Source organism: Virgibacillus aidingensis (genome assembly GCF_010994035.1).
Taxonomy (GTDB): Bacteria; Bacillota; Bacilli; order Bacillales; family Amphibacillaceae; genus Virgibacillus_N.
In genome coordinates this window covers 14414-30366 of sequence record NZ_WIXN01000001.1, presented here as the reverse complement: position 1 = coordinate 30366, position 15953 = coordinate 14414, and the positions used below count along the sequence as shown (strand labels likewise).

Annotated in this window: 20 protein-coding genes; all 20 read right to left on the bottom strand. The window is 37.5% G+C overall.

Going from position 1 to position 15953, the window contains the following annotated elements; all coding sequences use genetic code 11:
* Positions 1-40: 40 nt before the first annotated feature.
* Complete coding sequence (locus GHD25_RS00195; RefSeq protein WP_164214333.1) at positions 41-631, bottom strand: putative glycolipid-binding domain-containing protein; 591 nt, start codon at positions 629-631, stop codon at positions 41-43.
* 348 nt (positions 632-979) lie between these two features.
* Positions 980-1540, bottom strand: a complete 561-nt coding sequence (locus GHD25_RS00190; protein WP_164214332.1) for a GNAT family N-acetyltransferase — start codon at positions 1538-1540, stop codon at positions 980-982.
* 133 nt (positions 1541-1673) lie between these two features.
* A complete protein-coding gene (locus tag GHD25_RS00185; RefSeq protein WP_164214331.1) occupies positions 1674-1841 on the bottom strand; it encodes a hypothetical protein in 168 nt (55 codons plus the stop codon).
* The gene (locus tag GHD25_RS00180) at positions 1822-2130 is read right to left on the bottom strand and encodes a hypothetical protein (RefSeq protein WP_164214330.1); all 309 of its coding nucleotides are present in this window, start codon (positions 2128-2130) and stop codon (positions 1822-1824) included. The genes GHD25_RS00185 and GHD25_RS00180 overlap by 20 nt, the downstream gene beginning before the upstream one ends.
* A 384-nt stretch (positions 2131-2514) precedes the next feature.
* Complete coding sequence (locus GHD25_RS00175) at positions 2515-3609, bottom strand: pyridoxal-phosphate dependent enzyme (protein ID WP_164214329.1); 1095 nt, start codon at positions 3607-3609, stop codon at positions 2515-2517.
* 181 nt (positions 3610-3790) lie between these two features.
* Complete coding sequence (locus tag GHD25_RS19845; RefSeq protein ID WP_240452160.1) at positions 3791-3979, bottom strand: hypothetical protein; 189 nt, start codon at positions 3977-3979, stop codon at positions 3791-3793.
* 14 nt (positions 3980-3993) lie between these two features.
* A complete protein-coding gene (locus GHD25_RS00170) occupies positions 3994-4551 on the bottom strand; it encodes a class I SAM-dependent methyltransferase (RefSeq protein WP_240452159.1) in 558 nt (185 codons plus the stop codon).
* 45 nt (positions 4552-4596) lie between these two features.
* Complete coding sequence (locus tag GHD25_RS00165) at positions 4597-4995, bottom strand: VOC family protein (RefSeq protein WP_164214328.1); 399 nt, start codon at positions 4993-4995, stop codon at positions 4597-4599.
* A gap of 73 nt (positions 4996-5068) precedes the next feature.
* Positions 5069-5257, bottom strand: a complete 189-nt coding sequence (locus GHD25_RS00160) for a hypothetical protein (RefSeq protein ID WP_164214327.1) — start codon at positions 5255-5257, stop codon at positions 5069-5071.
* Between the two features lie 112 nt (positions 5258-5369).
* Positions 5370-5702 (bottom strand): hypothetical protein, encoded by a 333-nt coding sequence (locus GHD25_RS00155; RefSeq protein ID WP_164214326.1) that lies wholly within the window; start codon positions 5700-5702, stop codon positions 5370-5372.
* Positions 5703-6210: 508 nt separating this feature from the next.
* Positions 6211-6594 carry a group-specific protein gene (locus GHD25_RS00150; protein ID WP_164214325.1) on the bottom strand — a complete coding sequence of 128 codons (384 nt, stop codon included), beginning with the start codon at positions 6592-6594 and terminating at the stop codon, positions 6211-6213.
* 316 nt (positions 6595-6910) lie between these two features.
* A complete protein-coding gene (locus GHD25_RS00145) occupies positions 6911-7525 on the bottom strand; it encodes a class I SAM-dependent methyltransferase (RefSeq protein WP_164214324.1) in 615 nt (204 codons plus the stop codon).
* 175 nt (positions 7526-7700) lie between these two features.
* On the bottom strand, positions 7701-7919 hold the full coding sequence (locus GHD25_RS00140; RefSeq protein WP_164214323.1) for a hypothetical protein: 219 nt from the start codon (positions 7917-7919) through the stop codon (positions 7701-7703).
* 190 nt (positions 7920-8109) lie between these two features.
* The gene (locus tag GHD25_RS00135; protein ID WP_164214322.1) at positions 8110-8397 is read right to left on the bottom strand and encodes a hypothetical protein; all 288 of its coding nucleotides are present in this window, start codon (positions 8395-8397) and stop codon (positions 8110-8112) included.
* Between the two features lie 12 nt (positions 8398-8409).
* A complete protein-coding gene (locus GHD25_RS00130; RefSeq protein ID WP_164214321.1) occupies positions 8410-8889 on the bottom strand; it encodes a hypothetical protein in 480 nt (159 codons plus the stop codon).
* A 264-nt stretch (positions 8890-9153) separates the two neighbouring features.
* Complete coding sequence (gene glmS, locus GHD25_RS00125) at positions 9154-10956, bottom strand: glutamine--fructose-6-phosphate transaminase (isomerizing) (RefSeq protein ID WP_164214320.1); 1803 nt, start codon at positions 10954-10956, stop codon at positions 9154-9156.
* 473 nt (positions 10957-11429) lie between these two features.
* A complete protein-coding gene (locus GHD25_RS00120) occupies positions 11430-11975 on the bottom strand; it encodes a DUF2812 domain-containing protein (protein ID WP_164214319.1) in 546 nt (181 codons plus the stop codon).
* A gap of 153 nt (positions 11976-12128) precedes the next feature.
* The gene (glmM, locus tag GHD25_RS00115; protein WP_164214318.1) at positions 12129-13475 is read right to left on the bottom strand and encodes a phosphoglucosamine mutase; all 1347 of its coding nucleotides are present in this window, start codon (positions 13473-13475) and stop codon (positions 12129-12131) included.
* 194 nt (positions 13476-13669) lie between these two features.
* Positions 13670-14902: a CdaR family protein gene (locus GHD25_RS00110; RefSeq protein ID WP_164214317.1), complete on the bottom strand. Its 1233-nt coding sequence runs from the start codon at positions 14900-14902 to the stop codon at positions 13670-13672.
* Positions 14902-15717 carry a diadenylate cyclase CdaA gene (gene cdaA, locus GHD25_RS00105; protein ID WP_164214316.1) on the bottom strand — a complete coding sequence of 272 codons (816 nt, stop codon included), beginning with the start codon at positions 15715-15717 and terminating at the stop codon, positions 14902-14904. Before cdaA ends, GHD25_RS00110 begins: the two co-directional genes overlap by 1 nt.
* Between the last annotated feature and the right edge of the window lie 236 nt (positions 15718-15953).

The following is a 15953-nucleotide window of genomic DNA, read 5'->3' as shown; positions in this document are numbered from 1 at the left end:
ATAAAGAGCGATAATCCTTCTTGACTTATCGCACCAAACACTAAATTTTCCTCATAAACACTCCTGGATAATTAACTACAAGTCCATTTGCATCTACACATATAATAGTTTCATAGTCATAACAACGGTAATGAAAATACTTCAAGCCATTTTCACTGCGAATAAACCTGTAGGATTGAAGAACTTTTTTCAATTCTAAAGATGGCACTAAAATATAAACCATTTCAAAATGCTCTAGTTGATTTTCTTCCCAATTAACTCTATTAATGGGGAGGGAGTTAGAAAAGGGTGTTGCAGATATATCTATATCTATAGCCCCTTTTAGTTTGTCTACCGGCTCCCCGTCGGTATTAAACCAGTTCCCTTCCCCATCGGATATTAACTCCAAACTGGAAAAGTAATCGACTACTATATTTAGCCTTTTAGTAATCCAATGTTCATCAAATTCAACGGTATAGTTTATGTTATGAGCATCAGATTTCTCTCCATCTATAAAAATAATTGTTCCTTGTGCGGTGGTTAAATTACCATTTTTGGAAACAAGCTTCAGGTATTCACATCCAAACTGTTCTTCATTTGACCATACTACTTTCAACTCCACATTAAGACCTCTCTTTTGCAGTTTTTCCATGTAATACTTCCTAATGTTGCTGGCCCCTTTTTCTGGGGGCAGCCTATATTTCACTTATAACAGTGGCACACCATATTTAAAGGGTATTGTCTTCAAGATGCGTTTCGTATTTGTGTATCTCTGCCGAAGTTCACTTATATAATTTCAGTCGTAAGTTTTTACCAACAACTTTAATGATCTTCCACGCCCCCTCCCCTGAAATTGGGATACACATTCATGTACTTTGCAAAGGGAGGTTTTTCAAGTTGTTTCGCATCTCTGTCAAAGCCTGTCCCTGATTGGAATACGTAAATCCTTTCAGACGTTACTTTGGTTAGCAAATCATATTCTGCATAAATTGGAGCATTCCTAGCTCCGTCTAAAGTCAGTTGAATGGCAATCATCCCTTATTAAGCCGTATATATAATGGTCCACGTATTTATCATATAACCATTCAGCACCCCTGATGCAGCCTTCTTTTTGAAAGCTAAGCTTTTCGGGAATAGCTATACTCTTCATGTTTTCAGTTGCAACATGAATTTCTATTCTATATAAATTCAACTCATTAAAACAATAATCAATCACTGCTTTACAAGACTCAGTCATTAACCCTTTACCTTGATATCTTTCCCCTAACCAATAGCCAATTGATGTAGATTTATTTGACCAGTCTATTTTATGCAAACCAACAACTCCGGCAAGTTCCCCTTTATACCAAATTCCTGCCTGAAAACCATCATTATTACTGAATTGTTTTAAAGTGCTATTTATAAAGTCTTCTGAATTACTCACAGTTTGAGTAAAGTCAACCCATGAAAGCCATTCACGAAGTTTTTCCCTCGACTGTTCAGTCAGCAAAAAAAGTCTTTCAGCATGTCTTGGTTCTAGCAGTTTCAATTCGCAATCTTTATTAATAGTATATGTAAACATGATATAGCCCTCCTTAGATGGTAAAACTGTTAATTTTATGATTGTTAAATGAAACTATCCTATGGTAGTACAAATTTCATAACTTCCTCCATCAATGATTACTGTTACATGCTGCATGAATTTTTCATCCCCTTCATTTCGAGCGAATAAATGTCTTTGCCTCATTTTTTATCTGTCGGACTACAACCGGATCCTCATGATATCCAACCCTGTCCATAAGGTCCGACAGTTCAATCCAGCGCATTAAGTCGTTTGGATATCGCATCTCTACAGCAGCCACATTAAAAATTCTGTCCGTCAAGTTGATAAATTTGTTTATGGTCATCCGTTTCCAGGATTTTTGCCGCCAAAAAAGCAATGTAGGCTCTCGCCGTCTCTTCAAAGGCCGGCTGTTTGATCGCCAATTCCCTTACCTCCCGATTAAAGTAAGATTCTATTTCAAAGATATTGTCATGAGGGGAACAGGAGGAAAGGATATTCACAGAAGGTGATGAAATATCCTTGCTTAATAAGCCACGTGACCAATCGATATAGTCTTTGACGGTGACATTGCCTTTATGAATTTTATAGAATAGGTGATTTGTTTCCATAACTGTGTACGGTCTCCTTTTCCTCACACTTGGTAATATATAAAATAACTTGGGATAAGATTACAGTGGCTTTGGCTGCGAATGAATAAAGACGATAATACGCGGGATCGTCCAATTTGTTATTCAGGAAACAAGAAAGTATTTGGTGAACCAGCTAAAAAGACATAGCAGAAAAGCAAACTATCTTAAGGTAGTCAGGTGTTAAAATTGGTGCATTTCATTCACTGAAATCACTTGATTATACCACTTAACGCCAATGCATTTACTAATGGATAAGCTCCGAAATAGCACCATCTGCTAAGCCTAATTTTTGCATTTTCAACGAGTAGGAATAAGGCTTTCTGTTACCTCCAACTGCTGTGCCTGCTTTTGGAAGATTTATTTTTATATTGGTGTAAACCTTGAAGACGTTGTCACTGCTACTATACTATCATTTTCTTCTACTAATTGATCTCTCCTAATATGTTTAATTGCAGCAATTGCGGTGGCTGACGATAACTCTAAATGTATCCCTTTTCTGCTCATCACTGCTTGAGAATCTATGGCTTCTTCCTCCGTTACATTAATAGCATGTCCGTTACTCTCAATAACCGCCTGTAAAGCCTGCCATGTAACCGTTTCGCCAGCTATTGATTTCAAATTTGTATATTGGTCAAAGTGACTTGTATATTCTTCACCTTCTAAAACTTTCGTCATCCTTTCAAACGGTTCCACCGCAAATAATTTGGGGATTTTTCCTATGAGTTTTACTTGCTTTAGTTCAGAAAATCCTTCATATATTCCCCAGATTAAATCACCCCGGGACACAGGAACAGCCATTGCATTGGGAGTAAAACCCAACTGACGATAACATTCCCTGGCAATTAATTTATATGCCTGAACACCAATAGGCTGACTTCCTGCTGGAGGATTAATATAGTTTGTGGCAGAAAGAAATCCTTCTTCAACATACTTCTCGGTTAATTCCCACCTTTCCATAGAGGTTTTTGTTAATATTAACTCAGCACCCGTGCTCTTAATGTACGACGCTAACTGTTTATTCAGGTTTTCGGTAGATATAATAACACAAGGAATGTTTGCATAACTCGCATACGAAGCAATGGATAAACCTGCATTCCCGCTTGAAGCAGCTACAACACCCTGATATCCGTTTGCGATTGCCATTGATATTGTGAATGAACTCATCCGATCCTTATGAGAACCTGTAGGATTTAAGGCTTCATTTTTAATGTAGAATTTTCCATGTTTTGTTGTTACATCAAGTAATGGTGTTCCACCCTCGCCAAGAGTGACTGGCCTTTCAAATGGCAGCCAATTCTCACCGCTGAAGAGACTTTGGTAAATGGGCTTCACACTGGATGGCTTGCCGTCAGACTTACATCGGGGACACCCTTCGTACATATCTTCAAAAGGATATTCCCTTTTACATTTTATACATTGATAACCAATGATCTCATTACAAAACTTAGATTGATTCATGAGAAAACCTCGCTTTTATCCATATAAATTGGTCCAAAATGTTATACGTAACTTTGGATGGTCATCTATTCCTCATATCATGGTATTAACATCACATTCCCAACACTCCGCAAAAAGTCCAGGCCGGGATTTTAATAATCTACTCTATTTCTGGCTGATGCTTTTCTGCCTCAATAAAAAATTACTTCTTTATAGCTATACAAAACATCTCAGCAAAATCATTTACAATCGTTTTATCTGGATACTTATTTATATCGGACCGCATTCTTTCTAGTCCTTCTTCATATTCATCATCTGTAATTAGGGTAAGGACAGAAATATCTCTATTTTCGGCGTGATCCATGTAGTCCATTACACTTATGTTTTCCACCCTGTACTCCACCTTTATTTTACTTCTAGATCTCTTAAGGTAAGCTCTTTAAAAATAACATCATTATTCCAATATCTTTTTACATCTTCATAATAAGCGGATGGAAAGTAATGATAAACCCACCATTTAGGCATATCGTGCATTGCTATATTATGCATTTTATAAACGCCGCCCTTTATTAATACACGATAAATCTCATTTAACGCTTGTGCCTTGTCACTATAATGATGGAAGGCGTAGTTATTAGCAATAAAATCAAATTTCCCGGAGTCATACGGCATATTCACTACATCAGCTCTGACTAAATTTACATTTTTGACCTTTTGGTTTGCCCTGCTCAGCATTTTATCCGATAGGTCCAGTCCATGCCATCTTATGTTGTGCCCGTTAAAATAATTTATTTGTTTTTCCAGATACAGACCCGTTCCGCAAGATAAATCCAATACCTGATATTTAGATTTTTTATTGTTATGGATGTATTCTTTTAGATCGTTATCAAATCTAATCTCTCTAATTCTATATGGGTTGTTATCGTATTTATCAGCTATATTGGAGTAATCGGTTGTCTTCATAACCTTTGTCCTTTCCTTCAAATAAATGCAGCACCACTTGAATAACTATTCAGGAGCGACAAGTTCCACTTTTATTCTATCCGGATCTTCAAAATAAACGGCATAATGATCATCTCCCCCGGCAAAAGGATGCTTTTTCGGATAAAGAATATTTATTCCTTTTTCTCTTAACTTGTTTGTTATATCATCCACGTGCTGACGTGAACTTGCATGAAACGCCAAATGATTAAGACCTACGCGGCATCTATGGTACTTAATATCCAAAAACCTCTCTTCTGCTTGTACAAAAACAATGTACGCGCCACCTATTTTCCAGCTTCGTTCATTTCTCCAATCCTGAAAAGGGGTATACCCCAATTCTTCAAGAAACCAACCCCAAAAGTCTATTGTCCTTTTTATATCTGATACATATATTTCAATATGATGGAGTAACCCCTTTGACAAAAAAATCCCCCTATTAGGTTAATGCACCTTTACTTTAGATACCTTTTTCACAATCCCATACTCACTAAATGAATTAACTTTCACAAGATATTGACCAATTAAAACCTAATAAACCTATATCCTGTTCAGTAATTGTTCCATTGTTGGTCACACAAGCATTTTTGGCTTCTACAAAACCGTTAAAACTGAAAACAATACCAATATTAATCATAGCTAGTATGATTAGCCCTATTATCCAATTTATTCTTTTTCTAGTTTTCATTTGCACTCATACCTCCTCTGTATGTCTAATAATCTTTATTAAACTATTATCTTTATTTCAATAACCTGCCTTTATACTTCAATAAAAGGGTAAAATTGAAGAAAATTACGTGTTAATTCAATAGTTTTACCTCCCATGCCTCTAAGCCTGGAGGGTCTCTATGTAGTAAGGTTGATTTAAATTCAGCTTTGATTTTATTGCCTAATACCAAATCTCTATAATCTATTTGCTCACCATTTGCATTTATTATTCTGGCATTTTCTAAATCTAATGATGCTCGTTTATAAGTTGGATTTAATAATTTATTGCTTTCAATCCAAATAAACGTATCTGTATCCTTCTCAATAATAGTAAATGTCTCTTCCTTTATTAAATCCACAAATACAAATAAGATTCCTAGTACTAATATTATCGCTAACAAATGTTTCATGACCTTCTTCTTCATATCATTCTATCCTCCATTTGCGGAAAAAGAACGGCAGCAGCTTCTTTTGCTATGCACCAGTAACTTGAAGATTATTATTTATGACTATTTCACTAATTATGAAAATATATATCTAAAACAACTGCCATCCCAATTAACGCAAAGGTTATTTCCTCTTTATGATTACTATTTTCAATGTGATAAACATCATTATTAAAAAGATTTTCTTTAACGGTTTCATAAAATATCGAACGTTTTCTAATAGTGGAAATTTGTTTGTCTGTTCTACTGTTAAACAATGAAAAATCTGTTGCACCGTACCAGCTTTTGCCTTTATTAGATTATTTCCCTCTGGTCCGATAGCCGTCAATATAGGTGAGTTTAGTTTTCCTGTTGATTTAATCGTAGCAAGATGCTCCCCTTCTTCAGTGTATAAAATCAAATCGTTATGCCTTTTTCGGTGATCCCTGTCACATTGACGATCTCCTTGTTAAAGTGACTGACCCTTTAGCTCACAGCACTGACTCACTTATTTTGTAACTGTTAAAATTAACTCATCAATCGTTCCAATACATTTCTCCACTTGAGGCAAATGGTAAAATGTACTCGTCGTGTCAAAATTATCCACTTCTTCATTTTGTGAGTAAATATAAATTCTTTTTCCTTGTCCAAGTGCAATACCAAATTCAATATGACTGCCTTTTCCTGCCGGTAATAAAATAATAATAAAGTCTGCTTCCATTACAGCATTTCTTTCCAGGATTCCAATCTCTATTAACTCATTTAAAGTTGAAGCTCTTCCATTTTTTGTCCAATCATATGTATGTATAAAACCCTTGCTTATTAACTCATTAGCAACGTAACGAACCTTTTCTATATTATGAAAACTTGATGCAACATAAAACTTTTTCATATTTATATATCTCCTTTTTAAAACTAACCCTATAGTATAAACTCAACAAAAAAGGAGCTTCTCTTTCTTTAAGGATTATATCAGATAGTATATAAAATATTAATCTTTATTCTTTTTATAAACGGCTCCAAGCGAAACTAGAATAATAACTTCAATAAACATAATCCACCAAAAAACAGGCTGAATTTGTTCAATCGGAGAACCACCAACTCCCCCATTAGTAAACCTATACAGCCAAACATATTCTCCCCACATAATTAAAGCAATAATTTGTGTAGATACTGCGATAACTGATAATGTAATATACTTTGGTATTCTATTTGTTCTTCAAAATAACGGATTGAAAATGATGTTTTCCGAAAACTTTTGGTACCAGTTCAAAGTATTCTATTAAGAAGAACTCTGATAATAATTCTTTCAGGGATTCATCTTCATAAAAAGAAAAGAATCTTTTAGGTGTATAATGATCACCTTCCCAAACCCCCTCAGAATTTTCGCCACCATAAACTCCTAAGTAAAATAATCCAGACGGTTTTAATACTCTTTTTATTTCATTTAAAACTCTTTTAATGTCTTTTTTGGGAACGTGTAGTAGACAATTAAGGGCATAAATAGAGTCAAAGTGATTGTTGGGAAAATGAAGATTATAAAAGCTCATTACATCTGAATTTAACCCTTTTTCCTTGCACAGTTTAATCATTTCAGGTGAAAGGTCGATACTGAAGGTATTTAAGCCTTGTTCTTTAAAATAAAGACTGTCTTTCCCTGGTCCTGCTCCAATTTCCAGTAAGCTGCTAAAACTTTCACTATGTATGTAATTCAAAAAGTTTTCTCTTTCGTTAATCTTCCAATCCTGTATAACAGATGAATTTCTTTCAATTGCTTTTTTGTTATAGGACTCAATGATATTCTTTTCAAATAATTTTTCCATTATATATTCCCCTTTTTAATTTTTCACCTCTCTACTGAACTGCCCATTTAATATAGAACTCCACCGTCCCGACAAATCCTTGTTCCACTATTGTATCCGTTAGCATTTAAGAGTAAATTGAATCTATCTGAGGGAGTTTAAGTATAATGTTTCACATTAACTTGTTAAGAAACAATTACTTCAAATAAATTTGCATAGAAACATTATTATTGGCATAAGACCACACAGTATTTTCTATTTTTAAGTTACTATTAAATTTTTCAATCCAAACCTGTTTTGAATTTAATAATGCTGTTAATTGTGCTGGATTAAGTGTTACTTCTTCAACTTGTTCATTTTTTTGAAAAACAAATACTACTTTTACTGAATCTCCTTGATTGGTTATAACGCTCATTAGTTTCACTCCCTTTTATTTATTAGGATAATATACGATTCTCCTTCGAAAAATGTTTCAATCTTTCACTAATTTGCCCTTTAGTAAAAAAAGGCCGCCGTATTGACGATCTCCTTACTGTGTTAAAGCACCCGTTTGTTTAAATACATTTATTCACAATACCTAAACACTAATCAGTTTTTTGTACTTTTTATTTATTTCTTAACTCGTTTAAATCTGGAATACGTTTATAAATATTTGATACCTTATGCACAACCTCTAATTTTACTTTATCTCCACCATTACTCGTTATAGCAGTATTGACAAATCCATAGATTAATCTTAACAATGATTTTGCATCATCTTCTGTAAGACGATTAACAGCATCAATCGTATTCTCAAAATCTTTATTGTCAGTAGTTTCTTTCAACATAATCCCTCCCGCTAAATTTATTCCCACTTTCTTATTCAATGAAATAGGCGACTGCCACTTATTCACCAATCGAACCCTTTAGTTGAAGAATATATGTTCCAAATAAACCATTCCCATAAATGATAACCAAACAATACAAGGTATTGCTAAACTTTTTACTGATTGTAACCAATTAATTTTATCGTTACTTTTTTGTAGTAATCTATCTGTAATAAAAAATAAAATTGCTGCACCCAAACTATAAGGGAGCAAGACAAGACCAAAAAGAATGTGTAAAATACCTGAGATAATTACTTCAAATTTTCCATTATTAGTTTTTCTCGATATTAAATTGTTTGTTTTATCACTAATAATGGAGGTTAAAACACCGTAGATTAAAATGGCTGGGAAGCTGTACATCAAATAAACAGGTGTGGCTATTATAAAAGCGAATAAGTAATCTGTTATTGAACTTATATTTTCTCCAAACGGATTTGGAACAATTAAACCGAGAAATATAGCAAACAGTGCTCCAGAAACTGATGCAGAAATAATTTTCCTAAATATAACTGCACGCACTGGAAAGCCCCCCTTTCCATCTATACTTTACAAACCAAACCTACCCGTCAGCTTAAGTGGAACATTTCACAAACTACGTATATCATAAATTACTCTTATAAATTCAGTCTACACTGGACCATATAATTAAGTAAGTTTTTACAACGAAATACCCCTTTAGATAAGTATCTAAAGAGGTAAAAAAGTACAACTTTATTATAAAGGAGTGAATTTTTTACAAACAGTATTTTTTTATTTTACAAATTTAACATTTAATTTAACCACCTACTCCACCGTAACCGACTTTGCCAAATTTCTCGGCTTATCCACATCACATCCGCGATGCAATGCAGCATAATATGACAGCAATTGCAATGGAACTACACTAACAAGCGGTGTCAGAAATTCATGAACTGCCGGTATAACAAAAGCATCTGTATCCCGCTCCAGCCCCTGCATACTGATGATCAAATCATTCGCACCTCTTGCCACAACCTCCTGGACATTACCGCGAATAGCATAATTTACTTTTTCCTGTGTTGCCAGTGCGATGACCGGTGTGTCCTCTTCAATTAAAGCGATCGTTCCATGCTTTAATTCACCGCCGGCAAAGCCTTCTGCCTGGATGTAGGAGATTTCCTTTAACTTCAATGCACCTTCCAGGCATACATGATAATCTGTGCCCCGGCCGATAAAAAATGCATTACGCGAGGCTGATAAATAGTCTTTCGCTAATTCTTCCATAGTGTTCTTCTGGTCTGTTAATACTTCCATTGCATTTGCTGCGATCGCCAATTCCTGCATTGGGGCAAAATCCAGCTCCATCCCTTTTGCTTTCGCTGTATCCACTGCCAGAATAGCCAGCACGGCAATTTGTGCTGTATAAGCTTTCGTTGATGCTACCGCGATTTCCGGTCCTGCATATAAATTCAATGTGAAATCTGCTTCACGGGAAAGGGTGGATCCCGGCACATTGGTAATCGTCAGCGCCGGATATCCCATTTCCTTTATTTTTACTAAGACAGCACGGCTGTCTGCTGTTTCCCCGCTTTGGGAGATAAATATAAATAATGGTCTTTCGGACAATAATGGCATATGGTAGGAAAACTCACTGGCAATATGCACTTCTGTCGGGATGTTTGCCATTTTTTCCAGGAATCCTTTACCGATCAGGCCTGCATGATAACTGGTTCCGGCCGCAATAATATATATCCTGTCTGCATCCTTTATTGCATTTTGAATATCAGCTTCCAGCTTCAGTCCATTGTTTTCCGGCTGATACTCTTTGATAATCTTACGCATGACTAAAGGCTGCTCATCAATTTCCTTTAACATAAAATGAGGATAGGTCCCTTTTTCTGTATCTGCCCAATCAATCTGTGCAGTGAAAGGTTTACGATCTACTAAAGTACCATTAAGCTGCTGCACCTCAACAAAATTGCGGCTTACAGTCACGATTTCCCCATCATATATTTCAAGATACTGATCCGTCACTTTTAATGTTGCCATCGCATCGCTTGTGACAACATTAAAACCCTCTCCCAGTCCAACCAATAGCGGACTTTTATTTTTTGCCGCATATATATTATCCCGGTCTTCCCGATCTATTAAAGCAATCGCATAAGAACCCTGCAGTAAACGCATTGTTTGTCGAAAGGCCTCCACTGTATCCTGCGTTTTTTCTGCAAGTTTCTCCATAAGCTGCACAATTACTTCTGTATCTGTTTTACTTTTTAAATTCACATCATAAAGATATTCCCGGCATAATTCCTGATAATTTTCAATAACGCCATTATGGACCAAGGTGAATCTGCCTGATGCACTTTGATGCGGGTGTGCATTTTCTTCACTCGGTACACCATGTGTTGCCCAGCGGGTATGGCCGATTCCCACCGTCGATTGAACAGAATGATCAACGTGTTTCCTGAGTGCTGCGATCCGGCCTTTTACTTTGGAAAGATGCAGACCTTGATCATTCAGCACCGCGATTCCCGCTGAGTCATATCCTCGATATTCGAGCTTTTCCAGTCCATTTAATAATATATCCCTCGCATCATTTTGTCCGATAAACCCTACAATTCCACACATAACGTTGTGGCCTCCTTTTTCAAAAGGGGCAGCAAACGTCATCCTCATTTATTTAAGACAGGTTAAAAACACTGTCCGGGGCGTTGTACTGCCCCTTTCCCGTGATTTGTCTGCATTCTGCTCTAATCCTTTGTCCAACAAGTTACCTCATTGTTTTAAGAATGAGCGTCACGATTGGAATGTACAACCGGAAGGCATCCGCCGAAACCTCGATAACCTTCACCTCGTCAACTATTTCCCATACCGTCCGGAAAATAGTTCTGGCGCTTTTATTGCTGCTTCTGCTATGCTCCTTTCTATTTTTGAATGAAAAAGCACACTAATCTTAAACGATAACAGCCGCGCTGGTCAATCAATATCTTGTGTGCCAGTAATTATTGTATGTGAAATTACTGTAAAAGTTGCTTGGAGCATGTTTCAGATAATACACCCAATTACTTCTCATTATCAAAATTTAAAAGCAACCTGGTGAATCACCAGAATTGCTTATTTGTTTGATACAACTTTACAACAGCATATGGAGCAAGCAGCCAGATCATGAAGGCAGCCAGAAAAATGCCGAACCAGAAAATATTGCTGTCAAACGATAAGGTTCCCCCGGAAATAAATATAGTAACCCCGCTGAGAGTGAGAAAAAGCAGTGTCGTGAGTATGATATACACAGTCATTGCTGCAAATATATATAACATTATGCGATTGCGCTTTATAATGCCGTCCCGCACGGGAAACCTGAGAATATCAGCTGTTTTGTTTACATTGTAAATGACATGCCAGCGTGTCCCTTGATAAGCAGGCATCCATCCGGATTTTACCAGGTTCATTGGTAAAGAACTGCACGGTTCTTTATTATATTCAACATGAAATTGGATTTCCTTTTTATTTTCCATTTCTTCAAAATAAAACAACCTTGTCCCCGCATCCAGCTTTACAAATAAAAAACCTTCCAAAGCCATCTTATGCAGCCAGTCTTCCGTTTTCCTGATGTCAAAGCTCCAGAAAGGCCTGAATACTTTTTTCAAAGCAACCCTCTCCCTTCTGTTAAAATTCTACGTGCTGCTGCTTAACTCTATGACAAAATAAAAAGAAGCATACGGATTTTTTCCATACACTTCATTTTCCTGCTGGTGTTATCCAGCACAATATGTTTTTAATCCTGCACCTTGGGCAGGTGTCTATTCCTTCATTCCTAAAATACTTTCAATAATTTTAACTACACGATCCGCATATGTTTCGCAGTCTTCCTTTGTAGGTGCTTCCACCATTACACGAACAAGCGGTTCAGTACCCGACGGGCGGACAAGCACGCGCCCCCTATCCCCAAGTTCTTTTTCCACTTCGTTAATTTCATCTTGAATTTGTTGATTATTTAAAACGTTATGCTTATCAATCACTTTCACATTTTTTAATACTTGCGGGAAAATGGTCATTTCTCCTGCGAGTTCGGATAGCGGCTTTCCTGTTTCCTTCATAACATTTACAAGCTGTAATGCAGACAGCATGCCATCCCCTGTTGTATTGTAATCAAGGAAAATGATATGGCCCGATTGCTCTCCCCCAAGGTTAAAGCCATTTTTCAGCATTTCTTCCAGGACATAGCGGTCGCCTACCGCTGTTTTATTGCTGGTCATTCCGTTTTCCTCCAGCGCTTTATAAAAACCAATATTGCTCATGATCGTCGAAACGACCGTATTGTTACGGAGATAGCCTTTTTCATTCATGTATTTTGCACATATATACATGATCTGGTCACCATCCACAATTTTGCCTGTTTCATCTACTGCAATTAACCTGTCTCCATCTCCGTCAAAAGCCAGGCCAATATCCGCGTTATTTTCTTTCACAAGCGCCTGCAATTTTTCCGGATGTGTCGAGCCGACTCCATCATTGATATTCAAACCATCCGGAGAAGATCCGATAGAAACGATATCTGCCTCCAGGTCAGCAAATAAATGGGTGGCCAGACTGGAAGTAGAGCCATTAGCACAATCCAGGGCAATTTGCATTCCTTCAAAATCATTGTCGATGGAGTCCTTCAGGAAAGAAAGATATTTCTGCCCGCCTTCAAAATAATCATTGACAATGCCTATCTTTCCGCCGGTAGGACGAGGAAGCGTATCCTCCCCTTCCATTAAAGCTTCTATTTCCTTTTCCTGTTCATCGGTCAATTTAAAACCGTCAGTGCCAAAAAACTTAATTCCGTTATCTTCGACTGGGTTATGGGAGGCTGAAATCATCACGCCTGCCTGGGAACTCGTCGCTTTTGTTAAATAAGCAACCCCGGGAGTGGTAATAATGCCGCTGCGCATCACTTCTGCTCCGATAGACAAGAGTCCGGCTATTAATGCCCCTTCCAGCATATAACCGGAAATTCGGGGATCTCTTCCGATAATTACTTTTGGATTTTCTGTATCTTTTGTTAAAACATATCCTCCAAAACGGCCTAATCTAAAAGCCAGTTCCGGTGTCAGCTCTTCGTTTGCTACGCCTCTTACACCGTCAGTGCCAAAATATTTCCCCATTCATATCACTCCTTGATATACCAATTTTTGCTTCGAAGACTTGACCTATTGCAAAAGGGATTCTTAAAAGCTCTTATGCTGCGAAGTGCGTGTCTTGATGGTCAAAGCCTTCATATCCTAAAGGTAAGGTATAGGCTGCTTCATCTAAGCAGGGTAAGATGGTTTGGCTGCTTACCTGCCATAATAAGATGACTTTACTCATCACTTATTTCCACTGTCGCCTCTTCATATTCTCCATCAATCGTAATATCCTCTGGTCCTTCAATCGTAATTGGCACGGTATGCTCTCCTGCTTCCACATCCTCCAGGTTAATGAACAAGCGGATATCTTCTTCATCAAACTCGCTCATACTGGCTTGTTCCCCGATAGCCGTAATTCCCATCTCCGGCTCGTCCGGTTCAATAAAGGATAACTCTTGTCCATTACCTAAAGCCTCCACGTCGATTGGTATGTCGTCCATTGTTCTCGTTTCTTCCAATTCAATCGTCACTTCTACTGTTTCCATTTCAGGCGCCAGGACACCCTCAGGCAAGGCAAGCGGCACGTCCACTATGCCTGACTCGGTAATTTCCGATAAATCTATTTCCTCAGTCGCGATGCTTTCAATGCCTCCCAGCAATTCACTTGTTGCAAAAATTTCAACCTCGTCTACATTAGCAGAAATGGAGGTTAATGAAAAGCCATCCGGCAATTCTCCGGTTGTCTCCACTTCCAGAGGCACTGTTGCACTAGGATTATTTACATTCAGGGATACTGCAACGTTTTCCGGTTCAATATTTACACTTAGTTCATTTCCCTGGTTATCATACACATTTACCGGAACTTCCCTGTCTTCAATCGGCCGGTCCAGATTGGCCACATTCACATAAACTTTTACTATACCTATCTGATCAATAACACTCCGGGAACTGGTAATAGAGACTGAAGATGGATTCACTTCATAGTCACCAATCTCAAAACCATCCGGGAGATCATTTTCATTCATAAAATCTACATCCACAGTAAATTCAGCTGTAGCCCTTTCTTCTATCGTTACCTCAATGGCAGGAGGCTCTATATCTACGGATAAGTCAGGTGTTATGTCATGCTCCAGCTCAACTCGATGCTCCCCTTCCCCCAATCCTTCCAAATCCACAAATACATCAAAATTCCGCTGTCTGACAGTCGGGGTAAGCACACCGACAGATCCCTCCATCGTGACAGTAACATGCTCAGGTACTCCGCTGACAACATAATTTTCATCATCCATTCGTATATCTACAGGTACGTCATTTAATGTTTGGGTATCAGATGGACTTCCGGGTAAAAAGGTTAAATCCGTATTTTCAGTGTCATTTGATTCCACTGATACGAATACATACAGTAATACAGCAAATACCAATGACAAGGCACGTACAAACCATTTACTTTTAAACCAATTGTCCATTATTTCTCACCCCTCCATCTTCTCGGCTTTTTATCAGGGGTTTTCGCATTTAATGACAGGTTTTCCTGAAGTAATTCTTTTAAACTGTCTTCATTTAACTCTCTATGCAGCTCACCATTTTTAGCACATGAGATCCCTCCTGTTTCTTCTGACACCACAATCGTCAATGAATCGGTAACTTCACTTATTCCAACAGCAGCACGGTGTCTCGTACCAAGTTCTTTTGAAATAAATGGGCTCTCTGACAACGGAAGATAACAGGCTGCCGCAATTACTTTGTCTCTTTTTAATATAACTGCACCATCATGCAATGGTGTATTTGGCGTGAAGATGTTCGTCAGCAGCTGATGGGTTAGCTTTCCATTAATCTCGGTTCCGGTTTCTGCGTAATCTCCCAGCCCTGTTTCCCGTTCGATGGATATAAGTGCACCAATTCGCCGCTTCGCCATATACTTACAGGATTGAATAATAGCTTCTATATTCTGCCTTATGATTTCCTCCTCGGAACGGGCACTCCTTCCGAAGATGTTCCCTCTTCCCAATTGTTCCAAAGCTCTTCTTAATTCAGGCTGAAATAAAATAATAATAACTATAAGACCCCAGTCAATTGCCTGACTTGTAATCCATTGGATAGTTTGTAGATTAAAGGCAATGCTTAACAGCCAAACAGCCAGCACTACCGCGATTCCTTTAAGCAGCTGAATCGCCTTCGTGCCCCTGATCAACATAATTAATTTATATAAGACGTACCAGACAATGCCTATATCAATGAAGACCCGAAGGATTTGTAAAAGGTCAAAATCCCACCCCATCATGCTGCTTACACATCCTTTTAGACAAAAAATTTATGTCAATTAATTTTATCAATAGTCGTGCATTTCATTATAACATATTTTAGTACCATTCAAGCAGTGTAAACATCGTTTATAAACGTTTTTTATTATGTTTATTGTGGCTGGTTTTTGGAATATTTATGAGAGTTGGCACATATCCTTTCCGAGGTTATTTGCTTGGAGCATCCAAAATGGGATTTTTGAAAATTGCGAGGAAG